Raw genomic sequence first — 14,572 nt, 5'->3', positions numbered from 1 at the left:
CGTAATCGTCGGATGGCGCCCCCCAAAAAAACTCGATGGGCACTGGGAAATTTGTGTGAAATTGGGATACGTTTAAATTCAAGCTACACTTGGATTCCACCAACGTTCACTCACACGGAATGACCAATGTCTTCCTCCAAAAACACTGCGGCTTTAGGCCTATTCGGACGATACCTGACCTTATGGGTCGCGCTCTGCATCGTTATCGGCATTGCGTTGGGCTCGGCCTTTCCCCAACCATTCCAAGCGATCGGCGCCATGGAAATCGCCAAGGTCAATTTGCCCGTGGCCATCCTGATCTGGCTGATGATCGTCCCGATGCTGCTGAAGATCGATTTCGGCGCACTGAACCGGGTGCGCGAACATTGGCGCGGCATCGGCGTGACGCTGTTCGTCAACTGGGCGGTGAAACCGTTTTCCATGGCGCTGCTCGGCTGGCTGTTCATCGGCCACCTGCTGGCCCCCTACCTGCCCGCCGGGCAAATCGAGTCCTACATAGCCGGTCTGATCATTCTGGCCGCCGCACCGTGCACGGCGATGGTGTTCGTGTGGAGCCATCTGAGCGACGGCGAGCCCCACTTCACGCTCAGCCAGGTCGCGCTCAACGACGTCATCATGATCTTCGCCTTCGCCCCCATCGTCGGCCTGCTGCTTGGCCTTTCAGCCATTACGGTGCCATGGGCCACGCTATTCGTGTCGGTGCTGATTTATATCGTCGTGCCGGTGGCCATCGCCCAGATGATCCGTAAATACCTTTTGGCCATGGGCGGTCCTGAACGTCTGGAACGCGTCCTGCATATCCTCGATCCTGTGTCCATCAGCGCCCTGTTGGTGACGCTGGTGCTGCTGTTCGGGTTTCAGGGCGGCCAGATCATCGACCAGCCGTTGATCATCGCCATTTTGGCCGTGCCGATCCTGATTCAGGTCTATTTCAACTCGGGGCTGGCGTACCTGCTCAACCGGTTCGTCGGGGAAAGCCATAACGTCGCCGCGCCGTCGGCGCTGATCGGCGCCAGCAACTTTTTCGAACTGGCCGTCGCCGCCGCCATCAGCCTGTTTGGATTTGACAGCGGCGCGGCGCTGGCGACCGTGGTCGGCGTTTTGGTCGAAGTCCCGGTGATGTTGTCGGTGGTGAAGATCGTCAACGCCACCAAAGGCTGGTACGAACGGCGCTAACCCGCCCTCTGCACACCAAGACCGCTCCGCGAAGGAGAAAGGAACCGTTTGATAAGCACGGAGAAATGCTGAGCATAAGCTCAGCTTATCGCTTTGCATGCCTGTGCAAACACGTGCAGCTCTAAACGACGGCTAGTTGGTCTGCAGTCGATACTTCAAGAAGCAAGCGCCATCGTGCTCAACCTCTCCGACGAACTGAGCACCTAGTCTTGCAAGTCCCCGCAGACGTTTGCGTGATGGCGGCAGGAGAAAGGTAACATACGGAATACGCGCATCAGCCTTGGCAAACTCCAACGCCTTCTTGAAGATCCGTGGCCCTAGACCAAAACACTCGGACTTCAGCACCAATCCGAAATCCCATTCATCACCTTCTTTTTGAAACCCGCCCCATCCGACATATCCGCCGTCGCAGAGAATGGCCCAATGCCCCAACCCATCACGCCGCCAACACTGTTCCTTTGCCGCGAGAAATTGCGCGAGAGCCTCGTGATCCCATCGATACGTAAGGAGGGGCATATGCTCCGCAATGCGGGGCTCGGACATGTGTGCAATGATTTGATCGGGCGGAATGTCGGACAGACGCCCGAAGGAAAGCCGTGGAGAAGTCTTCATTCTCATATCTAACAGACACCCAGAGGTCGCGATCCCCGATCATGAAGCCAATCCTTACGAATACAAAGGATATCCGTGAGCGCGCTTCGACACTACAAATTGAGAAACGAATTTGCTCGCAGCCTTGCCGCAGCTATGTCGACAAACGCCCGAACCTTGGCGGAGACGTTGCGTCCCTCGGCATGAACGATGTGGACCGGCAGGGGCTCGGGTTCGTATTCGCTGAGCACGATCTTCAGATCACCGGCATCAAGATCGGGGCCGACTTGGTACGACAGCACGCGAGTCAGCCCCCAACCGGACTTCGCGGCAGTGATGGCGGCGGGAACGGATGAGAACGAGACCCGCGGGCTGATTTTGACTGCTTTGCCGTCCGCAAACTTCCACTCGTTAGAGGCCGAAACCGGCCGCGCTGCGATGATGCGGTGTCCGGCGAGATCTCCGGGAACGTGCGGAATGCCATGCTGGGACAGATAAGCCGCTCCGGCGCAGACGACACGACGCACCGTGCCAACCCGTACGGCCATGAGATTGGTATCCGTGAGCGCACCGATGCGAACCGCCACGTCAAAACCTTCGTCGATAATGTTCACCACCCGATCAAGATAAATGGCTTCCGCGTCGACCTCATCAAACTGATCGAGGAAATCGAGAAGAATCGGTGAAACGTAAGCCTGCCCGAACAGCGTCGGCGCCGTGAGCCTGAGCACGCCTTTCGGCGCTCGGTGCGCACCGCGCGCCGCATCACTCGAAGCCTGATAATCGTCCAGGATACGCTGTGCGTCCGTCAGAAAAGATCTGCCGGGATCCGTCAGGGTTGTCGCCCGGGTTGAGCGATGGAAGAGGAGTACGCCGAGATCGGCTTCGAGATTTCCCAGGACGCGGGTCACCGTTGGCGCGCTCATCGACATGACTTTGGCGGCTCCGGCGAGCGAGCCCGCCTCGGCCACGGCGACAAACACTTCAAGGGCGCGTAATCGGTCCATTGTGCAAGATCATAATTTCATTATTTGAAATGGTATTTTGCATATTATCTATATTCTTCCATTTTCCAAAATTATTTATCTTTTCGCCATGACCATCGGCAATCCCGCTGACGGCTCCCTAAAAGGCAAAGGATAAGCATTATGTCCCGCATCCCCACTCCCGCGTCTATCGATGAAGCACCCAAAGCATCCCACGGTTTGCTCGATGCCGTCCAAAAGCAGCTTGGCAGTGTTCCCAACCTGTTTCGAATCATCTCCAACAGCCCCGCTGCGCTCGAAGGCTATCTTGGCCTCAACAGCGCGCTTGGCGGGGGTGAGCTTGACCCTGCAACCCGTGAGCGGATCGCTTTGGCTGTGGCCGAGGCCAACGGCTGCGGCTACTGCCTTGCGGCCCACAGCTACCTGGGTAAGAACCTCGCCCAACTGAGCGACGTCGAGATGACCGCGAACCGCAAGGGTCAGTCGACCGACGCCAAGGCCGACGTGGCGGTGCGCTTTGCCGCGGAAATTGCTCGCAATCGTGGCCAAGTGCAGGACAACGCACTCGATGATCTGAAAACCGCAGGCTACAGCCATGCGGCAATCGTCGAAATCGTTGCGCACGTCGCCTTGAACACCCTGACGAATTACGTGAACGAGGTCCTCGGAACCGAGATCGACTTCCCCCGAGTCGAAACTCTCGCCGCCTAGTTCACGAAGCCCGAGGGTTCCGGCATCCCCCCCCCGCCGGGACCCTCGGCGCCTTTATCAATTTACAGTTTGCGCTCAATTCAGGAGAGCATCATGCGCCCAACTGAACTTGGCCTATAGGGACGGCGGCCATGGTCAAACCCGTTTCTGACATCGCATTTACGCCAAGCGTCAAGGCGATCCAGGTTCGCAAGGGATCGCGTGATGCGTACCGGCGGATGGAGCAAAGTGGAGGCTGGCAAACGGTGATCACGGACGACCTCGCCGCGTTCATCGCCGACCAGCGAAGCTTTTTTATCGCCACCGTTTCAAGCGATGGGGCGCCCTATATTCAACATCGCGGCGGTCCGCGCGGCTTTCTTCGGGTCATTGGGCCTTCGACGCTTGCCTTCGTCGATCTCAAAGGCAATCGCCAATTCATCACCCAAGGCAATCTCGCCGACACCGCAAAAGCGCACATCTTTCTCATCGATTATGCGCAGCGCCAACGGATCAAGATCTGGGGCGAGGCGCGCATCGTCGAAGACGACGCACAACTGATCGAACAACTTATGCCCCAAGACGACCAAGCCCGCGCCGAACAGGTGGTCGTCTTCGAAATTTCCGCGTGGGATGTCAATTGCCCACAGCACATACCCGTTCGGTTCGATGCCGAAGACGTCGAACGCGCCCTTGCCGTCCGCGATGCGCGGATCGCGGAACTCGAAGCGGAGCTTGGTTATGAATGATCTTGAGATACAGCCCCTAAATCAATTGCTCGTCCACATCGAACAAGGTGATTTTCAGCTGGCGTTCGAAACATGGACTCATTTTTTACAACACAGCAATCAACCCTGTGATCATTGCCCCTATGTAAGCCCAAAGGTGGAGCATCAGTGCTGTGCATGTTTAGAAGCAAAGTTTCGCACCCTGTCCCTATACAAGAGTGGTCAAACCGCCGTAGAGACAAAGTTGCTGAGCGCTGCACGAAACCTGAACCACCACTGCACAAAGCCGTGATTCCGCGCCCGCGGAAACGATCCAATATTCTTAGATTGTCTGGAAAAGATGGCGACCCGTACCGGAGATAGATGGGCACTGGGAAATCCGCAGAAAACTGGCGCAGCCTATGTCTTAAAACACTCCATCAGCAGACATCGCTCCCGAAATCTACAATGCCCGCTTCGACCCCTAAGCCAATTGGATGAGTGATTTCCGAGAGCAAGCTCTTTAGCTTGATCCGGAGGCGTCGCAAAAGGGGAAGCTCTACCATGGTTCGTCCATTTTTTGCCTGTGTGCTGGCTGTCTGCGCAGCGATATTGCCTGTTTGCTCCGATGCAGCAGATGCAAAATTCGTTTCCATACCCGTTATCACGGACAACCGGATCGCACCTCGCGTCGTCTATATTGAAAATCCGCGGTTCCCAAAATTCACGACTGGCGAACTTAAGACCGTTGTTGCTGGCGCCGCACATTTGATCAAAGAGAACTTCGGTATCGATGTCGTCATACCGAACAAAATCTCCGCTCGGAACATCGACGACGTTTTTTCAAAACTGGTGGGCAGCGAACCGGATGGGTTTAAAGGCCTGATTGGCGACTTCCGCCACGGCAAGGTCGACTGGGAAACGGTTCGCAAAAACTTGATCGAGCAGATCGAGAAGCAGACAGATCCTCTCGCCGACCAAATTGCCTTCGCCCGCCCCTACCTTACCCGGCCAGTCGAGAAAGAAGATATCGACTCATTTTCCAAAGCGGTCGTCGAAACCTTCGACAATCGCCTCTCATACTGGACCAGCGCCAAACTTCACGACGGAAACCCGATAATCGGCACCGTTCCGGGACGCCCCGATTATCCGCTCAATGAATACGGATATTGGACGCTGATGGCGCGTCAGGGGATTGAGGCGGAAATCGTTCTCACCAACCAGCTCGTCGCCAGTGTCGAGTACATTCCCGTGCCCATTCATACGTCCTTGCGCGGCGGCATCACGGGTGGTTCCACAGAGTACAATCCGTCATCGGCACTGGGCGCGTCTGTGTGGGTCACGCTCTTTCCTTACGTCTCAGACGATCCTGAAATTCGGGCCCTTCGGAGCGGAGACACCTACACCAGAAAGGACGCGCTGTCATATGCGTCTGCGATGCTGGCCCATGAAATGGGGCACCAATTGCTGCACTTGGGCCATCCCTGGTCAACCCCGGCCTGCCTTATGAGGCCAGCCGAAGCGCTTGATTTCGCGGCCTGGACCGCCAAGTTCGATCCCGCGAAATGCCCGGTCGGCTCAAGCCCCGCAATGACACCAGGCACGGACGAGGTCCCCATTTGGTAGAGAGATCTCGCAGGAACATAAAGCCGACATTCGGCACGAAGCAGTCGTTCCGTTTCTGCGGAAACGAACCAATATTCTTAAATTGTCTGGAAGATGGCGACCCCTACGGGATTCGAACCCGTGTTGCCGCCGTGAAAGGGCGGTGTCCTAGGCCTCTAGACGAAGGGGTCTCGCTGGAAGCACGCGTTAACTAAACGCTCGCTGAGGCAAAATCAAGCCCTTTAAACAGATAAAGATCTCTTTTTTCATCTCCCTACCCGTTTTCCCCTGATCTTCCCCTTTTGGCGGGAAAAACACCCCCGGTTGCTACCTCAATGGGGGGCTGTACGTGGGCGGATTTACGGTTAAACTGCGCGCGGGAGAATTCACAGCAATAAGGGGGAGTATACCCACATGCTCAAAGGTAAAGTCCTGATCGCTCAGGGCGGCGGCCCGACGGCCGTAATCAATCAATCACTCGTCGGCGCAATTCTCGAATCGCGCAAATTTCCCGGTATCGAACACGTCTATGGCGCGCTGCACGGCGTGTCCGGCATCGTGAACGAAGATTTCCTCGATCTCACCAAGGAAACCACCGCCAATCTCGAAGCCGTGGCGGCGACCCCGTGTTCCGCGCTGGGTTCGACCCGCGACAAACCGGACGCCAAGTACTGCCAGGAAATTTCCAAGGTCCTCAAGGCCCACGACATCGGCACGTTCTTTTACATCGGCGGCAACGATTCGTCCGACGCCGCGCGCATCGTCGCGGAACACGCTGAAAAGTCCGGTCACGACCTGACCTGCATCCACATTCCCAAAACCATCGACAACGACCTGATGGTCAACGACCACACCCCGGGCTTTCCGTCCGCGGCGAAGTTCGTGGCCTCGGCATTTGCCGGCATCAACCAAGACAACGCGGCGCTCAAGGGCGTCTACGTCGGTGTGGTGATGGGCCGTCATGCGGGCTTCTTGACCGCAGCATCCGCAGGCGCGCGCCTCTATGACGGCGACGGTCCGCATCTGATTTATCTGCCCGAAACCACCTTCAACATGAACAACTTCATCAAGGACGTGAAGCGCGTCTACGATAAGCATGGCCGTTGCATCATCGCGGTTTCGGAAGGCATCCACGACGCCAAGGGCACGCCGATCATCACCTCGTTGATGAAGAACGTCGAAAAAGACGCTCACGGCAACGTTCAGCTTTCGGGCACCGGCGCACTGGCGGACCTGCTGTGCGACCAGATCAAGGACAAGGCCGGCATCAAGCGCGTGCGTGGCGACACGTTCGGCTATCTGCAACGCTCGTTCCTCGGCTGCGTATCGGACATCGACCAGATCGAAGCGCGCGAAGTCGGCGAGAAAGCGGTGCAGTTCGCTCACTTCTCCGGCAAAAAGCACGGCACGGTGACGATCCACCGCACCGGCAACTATGCGGTCGAATACAAGCTGTCGCCGGTCTCCGCCGTCGCCGCCAAGACCAAGGTCATGGCCAAAAACATGATCAACAAGGACGGCAACGACGTCACCGACACGTTCATGAAGTACCTGACCCCGCTGTTGGGCACGGGCGGCCTGCCCACCGTGTCGCGGTTGGATCGCAACAACACGGTGGCGAAAATTTTGGCGAAGAAAAAGAAGTAAGCTTCGCACACCCGAGCATCAAAAGGCCGCCCCTAATCCGGGCGGCCTTTTTTTTCATACGGATGCCATCTATTGGCCCTAGTCTCGGGCGAAGGAATCGGTCATCGTGGTGATGCAGCAGAGGAACCGCAGCCGTGAACGTTGATGTGAATAAAGGAAGCAACGCAGAACCGACACCACCGGATTTGAGGACCGCGATCCTCAAGCAGCGCGAGATGCTGACCGCGATGATCAGCCGCGCCATGCGCAAATTGTCGCGGGAATGCGTCGCCCTGATGCACGATCGCGCGGGCATGGAACAGCGCTTGACCAAGGCACTCGACGAAATACCCGACTGCAAGCACCTCTACGTCATGGACGCCGACGGCGTGCAGATCGTGTCCAACATCACCCGCCACGGGCCGGACGTCGAACATTTCGGCCGCGACCGCTCGCACCGGCCTTACATGCAAGGCATTTTGGGCACCACCAACTTCCGCCTGTCCGAAGCCTACATCAGCCGCAATTCCAAGCGCCCCTCGCTGACCGCCATCCGCGTCATTCGCGACCAAGACAACACCCACGTGGGTTTTTTGGGCGCGGATTACGACCTGCGCGAATTGCCCGCGACCCAGGGCTTGTACGAAGAATCTCAAACCTGGCGGCAGATCAAGGGCGATCCGTCCATTCGCGGCAACCTGTTCCAACAGCACCGGGTGGACAGCCAAGTTGACGGACGCCTGGACGACGTTATGGCCTTGATGAGCGAACTGATGACCCATCACGGCGTGTTCCACGGCAAGCTGCACTTTTCCAGCAGCCGCGCCACCATCTGGTTGATCGACGATCCGTACTGCTACCGCATCCTCAGCTTCGAAGATCTGACCGATCCCAACACCTGCCTGGCGTACCCGCACCGCGACTATTCGAAACGTGCGGTGGTCCCCGCCGAAGACATCCCGCGCATTTTCGAGATGTTTCGCGAACTGCGTTTTGCGGACGAAAACATCTACCTGCGCGCCGGGTCGATCAACATCTGCAACGGTATGGTGGCCCTGAACTTTTCATGCGATGGCTCGCATTACATCCGCTTTGACGAGTTCCTCAACAACGGCTTGGAATTCTGGTTTGGCAAGCTCGGCTGATACCTGGTCGAAAACCTTATCATCACACGCCACTGCCCGCTTCGTGCGTTCGCGCCCTTATCCCATTTGGGATTTTCATAGATCTTATTGCGCATTAAATAGTATGCGCTTTCATCGCTTACATTAGGGTTATACAATATAAATAACATCCCGGTTTCATAAAGAAACCGCGACCCTTCAGAACGAGGAGTGACAATTATGGTCGAGCTGTTCTGGATGCTGGTCATTGTGATCGTCGGCTTTGTCGGCATGACGTTCGTCGAATTGGCAGAGTGACGGCATCACCCTCACCACCTCCCCCATCTAAAATCCAAGTCCTTCTCCTGCGCCATATCCGGCGCGGGAGAAGCATAAAGTGATCTTCTTCGCAGGCTGTGCGTGGGGGGGGATGATGCTCAGGTCCACGCCTGAACAGCGTCATCGACCATCAACTGCACGCTTTCATAACCGTTCCACACGTTGATGCGCAGACGGCCGACGAAATCGAACGGCTGACCGCCGTGGTTCACCAAGGCCGGGCCGAGGGCCGTGTCGAACGCCCGGAACGCAATCGCGGTCAAGCGCCCCTGCCCGCCTTCGCCCATCAACACCAAACGCACATGGCTTTGGTCGGCGCCCACCGGGTCGGCCTTGACGATGGTGGCGTCCTTGACGCAAAAGCGCGGTTCGGGATTGCCGACGCCGAACGGCCCCACTTGTTCGAGCGTCTTCACCAACTGCATGTTGGCGCCCGCGACCGATGTGGTGCTGTCGATGTAGAGTCCCGGCGGCGGCGGGTTTTCACCGATGGCCTTGATCATGCGCTCAGCAAGAAACGCTTCCACCTCATCCAGTTTGGCGCGTTCCAGCGTAAAGCCCGCGGCCATGGCGTGACCGCCGCCCTTAAGCAACAGCCCTGCCTGACGCGCGGCGATCACCGCGCTGCCCAAATCGGCGCCGCTGACCGACCGTCCCGATGCGGTGCCTTGCTCGCCGCCCCAACTGATGACGCAGCACGGGCGGTTGTATTTTTCCTTCAGGCGCGAGGCGACGATGCCGACCACGCCGGGATGCCAACCGTCGCCATGGGCGATCACGATCGGGCCCGGGTCCGCGCCCGCAAGGCGCGCTTCGACTTGGGCGATGGCTTCGTCCTGCACCGCCGCTTCGATCTCTTGGCGTTCGGCGTTGAGGTCGTTCAGCCGTTGGGCCAGCGCCAGCGCTTCGCTTTCATTATGAGAAGACAGCAACCTTGTGCCCAAATCCGATTGCCCCACCCGGCCACCGGCGTTGATGCGCGGGCCGAGCACGAAACCGAGGTGATACGCGCCCGGCTTTTCGTTGATGCCCGCAACATCGCCGAGCATGCGCAGGCCGATGTTTTGGCGCGTAGCCAGGATCTTCAAACCTTGCGCCACCAGCGCGCGGTTGACGCCGGTCAGCGGCACGACGTCGCAAACGGTGCCAAGCGCAACGATGTCCAACCATTGCATCAGATCGGGTGCGGCGCGGTCATTGTACCAACCCGCGTCCTTGAGTTTGCGATTGACCGCCACCGCGACCAGAAACGCCACGCCCACGGCGGCCATCTGGCCATGCGGGCTGAGATCGTCGATGCGGTTGGGGTTGACCACCGCAACCGCCTTGGGCAGGCGCGCTTCGCCTTCATGATGGTCGACGACGATCACGTCGAGCCCCGCGTCATGAGCTTCGGCCAGCGGCTCGAACGAGGTCTGGCCGCAATCGACCGTAACCACCAGCGACGCCCCTTCGCTGTGCAGCTTCAACAACGCAGGCGCGTTGGGGCCATAGCCTTCTTCCAGACGGTCGGGAATGTACACGCGCACGTTTGCCCCAGCCGCCTGCAAGAAGCGCTTGAGCAGCGCCGAAGAGGTCGCACCATCGACATCGTAATCGCCGAAGATGGCGATGTTTTCGCCCGCCTGAACGGCGTCGGCGATGCGCGTGGCGGCCTTGTCCATGTCTTTGAGATGGCCGGGGTCTGGCAAATGGGTTTTGAGCTTGGGATCGAGAAAACCGCCCGCCGTTTCCACGTCGAGATCGCGCGACGCCAGCACCCGCCCCACAACTTCTGGCACGCGCAGACGCTGGCTGATCGCCAACGCCTGTCGGTCGTCGGTCTCCTTGAGCAGCCACCGCTTGCCGGTCAGCGACAGCTTGCCGTCGGCGAAGACTTCCCGAACACCGTGGTCGGAGGGCATGGCTGTTCCCTCCCCGTCGCCTTAGGCGTTTTCGATGCGGATCATGCGCGGCGGCTCGGTCACGTGTTCGAGCGCGGCGATGGCGTCGAGCGCGGCGACCATGTTGGCCTCGCTGGTTTCGTGGGTGGTCATCACCACCGGTACCGGCTTGCCTGCTTCGCGGCCACGCTGGATCATTTGTTCCATCGACACGCCGTGGTCGCGCAACGCGGCGGCCACGTCGGCGATCACGCCGGGCACGTCCATCAACGTCAAGCGCACGTAGTACTCGCCCACATGTTCGCTCATCGAACGGGTCGGAACCGTTTCCAAATCCGCCACCGGGATGGAGAAGGTCGGAACCGACAGGCCGCGCGCGATGTCGCAGATGTCGCCGACAACGGCGGATGCGGTCGGCAGTTCGCCCGCGCCGCGCCCGACCAGAACCAACGTATCGACGGCGTCGCCGTCGATCACCACGGAATTGAACACGCCTTCGACTTGGGCGATCGGCGCGCTCAGCGGCACCATGGTCGGGTGCACGCGTTGCTCAACCGTGCCGTTGTGACGCGACGCCACGCCCAGCAGCTTGATGCGATAGCCAAGCTCTTCGGCAAACTGAATGTCGACCGCCGAAACGTGGGTGATGCCTTCAACGTGCACGTCCTTGAAATTGATCTCCACACCGAACGCCACCGATGCCAGGATCGCCAGCTTGTGCGCCGTATCCACGCCTTCGATGTCGAACGCCGGATCGGCTTCGGCATAACCCAGGGCCTGCGCATCCTTGAGCACTGCGTCGAAATCGCGGCCCTCTTCGCGCATGGTGGTAAGGATATAGTTGCAGGTGCCGTTCAAGATGCCCTGCACCTTGGTGATGTTGTTGCCTGCCAGACCTTCGCGGATCGACTTGATCACCGGAATGCCGCCGGCGACGGCGGCTTCGTAGTTGAGGCTCACGCTGTTCTCTTCGGCCAGCTTGTCCAACGCCGCACCATGGTGCGCGATCAGCGCTTTGTTGGCGGTGACGACATGACGGCCCGCGGACAACGCGGTTTCGACCACCGTCTTGGCGACCCCGCCCGATCCGCCGATCAGTTCGACCAGCAGGTCGGCGTCGGAATTCTTCGCCATGTCGACGGCGTCACCATACCACTGATAACCGGACACATCGAAATCCAGGCCTTCCTTGGTCAACGCCGACACCGCACTGATGACCACCGGACGCCCGCAGCGCTTGGCGATCACGTCGGCGTGGTCGCGCAACACCTTGACGGTACCGCCGCCGACCGTTCCCAGACCGGCGATGGCGACTTTAAAGGGTTCGCTGGATACTTTATTGGACGTCATGTTACTTGGCCTCCGCGCGGCGTTTTTCCGCGTCTTCGAGTACGTTTTGATAATTGTCCATGAAGGACTTGATCGAGCGGATCGCCTGGCGCGTGCGGTGTTTGTTTTCCACCACCGCCAAGCGGACGAAACCATCGCCGTGTTCGCCGAAACCGATACCCGGCGCGACCGCGACCTGGGCTTCGCGCAACAGCAACTTGGAAAATTCCAGCGAGCCCAGATGCGCAAACGCGGGCGGCAGCGGCGCCCATGCGAACATCGTCGCGGGCGGGCTGGGCACGTCCCAACCGGCGTTGGCCAGGCCGTCGATCAGGATGTCGCGGCGTTCCTTGTACAGCTGGCGAATCTCAGCCACGCAATCTTGTGGACCGTTCAGCGCCGCCGTGGCGGCGACCTGAATGGGCGTGAACGCGCCGTAGTCCAGATAGGATTTGATCCGCGTCAGCGCGCCGATCAAATGCGGATTGCCCGCCGCGAAGCCGATGCGCCAGCCGGGCATGTTGTAGGTCTTTGACATCGAGGTGAACTCGACGCACACATCCTTCGCGCCCTTGACCTGCAAGATCGACGGCGGCGGGTTATCGTCGAAATAAATTTCCGAATACGCGATGTCTGAGAGCACATAGATCTCGTGGTGGCGGCAAAAATCGACCACCGCCTCGTAGAAATCGAGGTCGCAGACTTCCGAGGTCGGGTTGTTGGGATAGTTGATCACCAACATGGAAGGCTTAGGCACCGAGTGATTGACGGCGTTCTTCAGCGCTTGAAAAAACTCCGGCCCCGTCGACACCGGAATGTTGCGCACCGACGCACCGGCGATGATGAACCCGAACTGGTGAATCGGATAGCTGGGGTTGGGCACCAAAATCACGTCGCCGGGGCTAGTGATGGCGCTGGCGAGGTTGGCCAGGCCTTCCTTGGAGCCGAGCGTCACGATGGCTTCGGTTTCCGGATCGATCGACACGTTCCAGCGGCGCTCGTAATACGCCGCCAAGGCCTTGCGCAGACCGGGGATACCACGGGAATTGGAATAGCCGTGGGTTTTCGGATTGCGCGCCGTTTCGCACAATTTTTCAACGATGTGCGGAGGCGTCGGCTGATCGGGGTTGCCCATGCCGAAATCGATGATGTCTTCGCCTGCTGCGCGGGCGCGCGCCTTCATCTTATTGACTTCGGCGAAGACATAAGGGGGAAGGCGGCGAATGCGGTGAAATTCCTGTTCCATGGGCTCGTTCTGCCAGAAGGTTAGAGTTCAAACAAGTGCATTTGTTATGTCCGACGGCGCGGGATTTCGAAAGTGAAAACGCCGCCGTCCCGGTTGCGAGACGGCGGCGCCGGAAAACCCCGGATCGTCGCCCGATGTCAAGTGGCTGCGGCCGCGAGATAAATCTCGACGCGACGGTTACCCGCCTCGCCCGACGGCATGACCTCCAAGAACAACGGTTGAGTATCGGAAACCGCTTGGACTTCAAGCGTTTCGGCCGGAAGTCCCAAATTCTTCAACGCCGTGCCGATGACGCCCGCACGGTTCATGGAAATTTCGAAATTCACCATCTGGTGCTTGATGTAATCCATGTCCTTGGTGCGCGAGCTGGCATGGCCGACCACGACCACGCGGCCGCCGCGTTCTTTTTGCAATTGGATCACGGCACCCAAGATCGAACGGTCACGCTGATCGAGATTGGCGGCGTTGTTGGCGAAATGAATGGTCGCGACGCGCACCATACCGCCAACCATGGCCGGACCGACATCGCCGCCAACGGTGGCGCCCGGTTCCGGGAACATTGCGGCACCGGAGCTTTGCGCTGCGCTCGTCGGCGCGCCGGACATGCTCAATTGCGGCGTCGGCGCGGGTTCGGCCATCGCTTCCATGCCGTCGGCCGTAATCACCACGGTTTGAAAACCGTCGCCGCCATAGGCGTTCATCGCGCTGGCGGGCGGGAATTCGAACGGCGGCAGCGGCGTCATCGGCCCCGTTGGCGCTTCTGAGGCGCTCAGCGCAGGCGCACCCGTTGTCGACGGCATGGTCGGCATCGGCGGCGGCGCGGAAGCCATGGTCATCGGTGCTGATGGCACGGGTGCTGGCATCGTCGGTTGCTGCACAGGGGCGACCGCTACACTGGGCTGAGGCGCAGGCATGGGTGCGGGCGCCGCTTGCGGTGCCTGGGCGACGGCAGCCTGCGGTGTCAATACGTTGGTTGGCGCGCCCTGGCGTTCGATGGGCGGAGACGCGTAATTGCCCCCCACCTGATCGGCGCTCAACCCCGAAGGGGCCATGGCGACGTCTTGGCTCGGCGCCGGGCTCGGCGAGGGCGGCGGGGCATTGGGATCGGCGGACAGGCCTTGGTTTTGGCCATCCGGCGTGGTCGGCGCCGTAGCGGACGCCTGAGAATCGCCGGAGAAGAAATCGGTGGTTTTTTCGTACCAAGACACCGGATTGACGACATCCGGCACGGACGAGCATGCGCCGAGCATGACGCTCAACAGCGCCACGGACGTCACCCCGCGCAACACCC

The 14,572-nt window shown here is 59.4% G+C and carries 12 protein-coding genes and 1 tRNA gene; 6 read left to right on the top strand and 7 right to left on the bottom strand.

The window, feature by feature from the left end:
* Positions 1–126: 126 nt before the first annotated feature.
* Complete coding sequence (arsB, locus tag VIN96_RS03810; protein WP_331894107.1) at positions 127–1,176, top strand: ACR3 family arsenite efflux transporter; 1,050 nt, start codon at positions 127–129, stop codon at positions 1,174–1,176.
* 132 nt (positions 1,177–1,308) lie between these two features.
* On the opposite strand, the gene VIN96_RS03805 is transcribed toward arsB, so the two are convergent.
* Positions 1,309–1,788 carry a GNAT family N-acetyltransferase gene (locus tag VIN96_RS03805; RefSeq protein ID WP_331894106.1) on the bottom strand — a complete coding sequence of 160 codons (480 nt, stop codon included), beginning with the start codon at positions 1,786–1,788 and terminating at the stop codon, positions 1,309–1,311.
* A 92-nt stretch (positions 1,789–1,880) separates the two neighbouring features.
* Complete coding sequence (locus tag VIN96_RS03800; protein WP_331894105.1) at positions 1,881–2,774, bottom strand: LysR family transcriptional regulator; 894 nt, start codon at positions 2,772–2,774, stop codon at positions 1,881–1,883.
* A gap of 141 nt (positions 2,775–2,915) precedes the next feature.
* Here VIN96_RS03800 and VIN96_RS03795 point away from each other — a divergent pair, with 141 nt between their 5' ends.
* From VIN96_RS03795 to VIN96_RS03785, 3 genes are all read left to right on the top strand, one after another.
* Entirely contained in the window at positions 2,916–3,464 is a 549-nt protein-coding gene (locus VIN96_RS03795) for a carboxymuconolactone decarboxylase family protein (RefSeq protein ID WP_331894104.1), read from the top strand.
* A gap of 131 nt (positions 3,465–3,595) precedes the next feature.
* A complete protein-coding gene (locus tag VIN96_RS03790; RefSeq protein WP_331894103.1) occupies positions 3,596–4,192 on the top strand; it encodes a pyridoxamine 5'-phosphate oxidase family protein in 597 nt (198 codons plus the stop codon).
* 522 nt (positions 4,193–4,714) lie between these two features.
* The gene (locus VIN96_RS03785) at positions 4,715–5,776 is read left to right on the top strand and encodes a hypothetical protein (protein WP_331894102.1); all 1,062 of its coding nucleotides are present in this window, start codon (positions 4,715–4,717) and stop codon (positions 5,774–5,776) included.
* A gap of 94 nt (positions 5,777–5,870) precedes the next feature.
* On the opposite strand, the gene VIN96_RS03780 is transcribed toward VIN96_RS03785, so the two are convergent.
* A tRNA-Glu gene (locus VIN96_RS03780) sits at positions 5,871–5,946 on the bottom strand.
* A 223-nt stretch (positions 5,947–6,169) separates the two neighbouring features.
* Here VIN96_RS03780 and VIN96_RS03775 point away from each other — a divergent pair.
* Together VIN96_RS03775 and VIN96_RS03770 are read left to right on the top strand one after the other, a co-directional pair.
* Complete coding sequence (locus VIN96_RS03775) at positions 6,170–7,402, top strand: 6-phosphofructokinase (protein WP_331894101.1); 1,233 nt, start codon at positions 6,170–6,172, stop codon at positions 7,400–7,402.
* 134 nt (positions 7,403–7,536) lie between these two features.
* Complete coding sequence (locus tag VIN96_RS03770) at positions 7,537–8,526, top strand: PDC sensor domain-containing protein (RefSeq protein ID WP_331894100.1); 990 nt, start codon at positions 7,537–7,539, stop codon at positions 8,524–8,526.
* A 395-nt stretch (positions 8,527–8,921) separates the two neighbouring features.
* Here the strand turns inward: VIN96_RS03770 and recJ are convergent, their stop codons facing one another.
* The 4 genes from recJ to VIN96_RS03750 form a co-directional block, all read right to left on the bottom strand.
* Positions 8,922–10,727, bottom strand: coding sequence for a single-stranded-DNA-specific exonuclease RecJ (gene recJ / locus VIN96_RS03765; RefSeq protein WP_331894099.1), 1,806 nt, complete (start codon positions 10,725–10,727; stop codon positions 8,922–8,924).
* A 21-nt stretch (positions 10,728–10,748) separates the two neighbouring features.
* Positions 10,749–12,056, bottom strand: coding sequence for a homoserine dehydrogenase (locus VIN96_RS03760; RefSeq protein ID WP_331894098.1), 1,308 nt, complete (start codon positions 12,054–12,056; stop codon positions 10,749–10,751).
* A gap of 1 nt (position 12,057) precedes the next feature.
* The gene (locus VIN96_RS03755) at positions 12,058–13,281 is read right to left on the bottom strand and encodes an LL-diaminopimelate aminotransferase (protein ID WP_331894097.1); all 1,224 of its coding nucleotides are present in this window, start codon (positions 13,279–13,281) and stop codon (positions 12,058–12,060) included.
* Between the two features lie 137 nt (positions 13,282–13,418).
* Positions 13,419–14,549, bottom strand: a complete 1,131-nt coding sequence (locus VIN96_RS03750; RefSeq protein ID WP_331894096.1) for an OmpA family protein — start codon at positions 14,547–14,549, stop codon at positions 13,419–13,421.
* Positions 14,550–14,572: the final 23 nt, after the last annotated feature.

This window comes from Magnetovibrio sp., from assembly GCF_036568125.1.
Taxonomy (GTDB): Bacteria; Pseudomonadota; Alphaproteobacteria; order Rhodospirillales; family Magnetovibrionaceae; genus Magnetovibrio.
This window is presented reverse-complemented; position numbering and strand designations above follow the sequence as displayed.

Excerpts from the sequence above, each read along its gene's own strand:
- VIN96_RS03800 (WP_331894105.1), bottom strand. The coding sequence starts at position 2,774 with ATGGACCGATTACGCGCCCTTGAAGTGTTTGTCGCCGTGGCCGAGGCG.
- VIN96_RS03755 (WP_331894097.1), bottom strand. The coding sequence starts at position 13,281 with ATGGAACAGGAATTTCACCGCATTCGCCGCCTTCCCCCTTATGTCTTC.
- VIN96_RS03785 (WP_331894102.1), top strand. The coding sequence starts at position 4,715 with ATGGTTCGTCCATTTTTTGCCTGTGTGCTGGCTGTCTGCGCAGCGATA.
- VIN96_RS03795 (WP_331894104.1), top strand. The coding sequence starts at position 2,916 with ATGTCCCGCATCCCCACTCCCGCGTCTATCGATGAAGCACCCAAAGCA.
- arsB (WP_331894107.1), top strand. The coding sequence starts at position 127 with ATGTCTTCCTCCAAAAACACTGCGGCTTTAGGCCTATTCGGACGATAC.
- VIN96_RS03805 (WP_331894106.1), bottom strand. The coding sequence starts at position 1,788 with ATGAAGACTTCTCCACGGCTTTCCTTCGGGCGTCTGTCCGACATTCCG.
- VIN96_RS03760 (WP_331894098.1), bottom strand. The coding sequence starts at position 12,056 with ATGACGTCCAATAAAGTATCCAGCGAACCCTTTAAAGTCGCCATCGCC.
- recJ (WP_331894099.1), bottom strand. The coding sequence starts at position 10,727 with ATGCCCTCCGACCACGGTGTTCGGGAAGTCTTCGCCGACGGCAAGCTG.
- VIN96_RS03790 (WP_331894103.1), top strand. The coding sequence starts at position 3,596 with ATGGTCAAACCCGTTTCTGACATCGCATTTACGCCAAGCGTCAAGGCG.
- VIN96_RS03775 (WP_331894101.1), top strand. The coding sequence starts at position 6,170 with ATGCTCAAAGGTAAAGTCCTGATCGCTCAGGGCGGCGGCCCGACGGCC.